Below are 572 nucleotides of genomic sequence, written 5' to 3'. Positions count from 1 at the left end.
CGGGCAGGGGATGGTCGGCCGGATCCGGTTCGCGCTGCAGGCGACGACCTGGACGGAGGCGAATCCGGTCCCGCGCAGGTACCACCCGCCGACGACGTCTCCGCCCCAGTTGAGCCGGTCTTCTGCTGCGGCCTGCCAGTCGGCTTGGCGCGCGGGGTCCTTGTCGTGGCCGGTCATGAAGGCGGGGGTCAGTTCGGTGACCTGGTCGCGGTACCAGGCGGAGGCTTTGTCCGGCTCCTGGAAGGTGGCCTTGATCATTCGGGCGGGGCGCAGCAGCCAGTGGGGTACTTCGAGCGGGGGTACGTCGCTGGCCGTGAAGGCGGGGCTGGCGGCGGCGATCTGTTTCCACTGCTGGGGCGGGATGGTGTGGACGACGAGGTGGGGGGGTCTGCGTGCGGACTCGTCGTCGTAGGTGCGCCGGTCGCCGGTCCAGCGGTAGCAGTGCCAGTGGTCGGGCGGGGGTGGGGTCGGGGTTGTCACGGGGGCTCCCAGAGGTGCGGGGCGACCCCGCCTCGCGGCGGGGGCTGGCCGGGGGCGGGGCCGCCGTCTGGCTAGTCCCGTACTTCGCGGGT

1 protein-coding gene is annotated in these 572 nt (G+C 72.7%); it reads right to left on the bottom strand.

Going from position 1 to position 572, the window contains the following annotated elements; genetic code table 11:
* Nucleotides 1–480 (bottom strand): hypothetical protein (locus BBH68_RS38820; protein WP_065968592.1); only part of this gene is annotated, 480 nt, incomplete at its 3' end.
* Nucleotides 481–572 lie beyond the last annotated feature (92 nt).

Origin of the sequence: Streptomyces sparsogenes (genome assembly GCF_001704635.1) — a bacterium.
Classification (GTDB): Bacteria; Actinomycetota; Actinomycetes; order Streptomycetales; family Streptomycetaceae; genus Streptomyces; species Streptomyces sparsogenes.
The sequence above is the reverse complement of the archived record's forward strand: the minus strand, read 5'-3'. Positions and strand labels throughout refer to the sequence as shown.